This is a genomic window from Gardnerella sp. 30-4, from assembly GCF_001641215.1.
Lineage (GTDB): Bacteria > Actinomycetota > Actinomycetes > Actinomycetales > Bifidobacteriaceae > Bifidobacterium > Bifidobacterium leopoldii.
This window is the reverse complement of the sequence record NZ_LXJL01000138.1, coordinates 2907-4022: the sequence shown is the minus strand read 5'-3', so window position 1 is coordinate 4022 and position 1116 is coordinate 2907. Positions and strand designations below refer to the sequence as shown.

The window sequence follows — 1116 nt, the reverse complement described above, 5'->3', positions numbered from 1 at the left end:
ATCAAATACATTAACTTATTTTATAACTTACTTTTCTTCTGCAGCTGGAGCGGCAGCAGGAGCAGCATCAGCAGCAGCATCAGCAGCTGGAGCAGCAGCTTCGGTTGTAGCAGCATCTTCAGGAACAGTGACGCTCACCACGGATTCTTCGCCATCCATATCGAGCTCAACACCCTGAGGAAGCTTGACATCCTTAGCAAACACCTTGGTACCGTCGGTCAAACCATCAACGTTAACAACCAAACGCTCTGGCAAGTTAGCAACGTCTGCGCGAACCTTGAGCTCCTGGACATCCACGAATGCAACTGCAGCACCCTTTGGAGTGCCTTCAACGAAGACTGGAACTTCAACGTCAATCTTTTCGCCAGCCTTAACTTCGTAGAAGTCAATGTGTTCTACAATGCGCTTAACAGGGTTACGCTGAACATCCTTAACAACTGCAATGCGAGATTCCTCGCCAAACTTAATAGTGAACAAAGCATTAGCGTGACGCAAAGCCAAAGTGGTCTCGCGCATTGGAAGAGTAACATGCACTGGTTCAGCACCGCCAGCATAAAGGCTTGCTGGAATCAGCTTAGCTACGCGCAAACGACGAGCAACACCCTTACCAAACTCAGTGCGCAATTCGCCTTCAAGAGTAATTTTTGTAGCCATATCGGTCTCCTTATGGTCTGGATAGTTTAGTTTGTTAATCCAGCTTCAGGCGCACCGACGCGCCGAAAACCATAAGAGGCTATCAGCCCAGTCGATAACGGAACTCTGCCAACAAACTAATCACAAGCTAGTGGCATATTCCCTCGCCAAAGCAACTTTGCTATTCTAACGACAGGCTACGACTTATAGCAAATACAAAATTATTACTAATCAAATCGAATATAACTGCTACTTGAGCATACAAACGATTATTATAGTTAATAGTATGTAAGTGCATAGCATGATACTATGATGTGCGCTTAATCCGCAAGCCGTTTGGCATAATGAAGGAGCAAATGTGTCCGTTTTTAATGCACTCCAACAGCAAGCGTTTAATCTTGCCCGTAAAGCATTGCGTATTGGCAGTAACTTCGCGCACCCAGTCAGTGATGACCGTGCAGGCGGACCAGACTACCTTAATAC

Annotated in this window: 1 protein-coding gene; it reads right to left on the bottom strand. The window is 46.1% G+C overall.

Translation table 11 applies throughout. The annotated features are described in order from the left end of the window. Nucleotides 1–27 precede the first annotated feature (27 nt). Complete coding sequence (locus A5294_RS06220; protein ID WP_064340722.1) at nucleotides 28–654, bottom strand: 50S ribosomal protein L25/general stress protein Ctc; 627 nt, start codon at nucleotides 652–654, stop codon at nucleotides 28–30. Between the last annotated feature and the right edge of the window lie 462 nt (nucleotides 655–1116).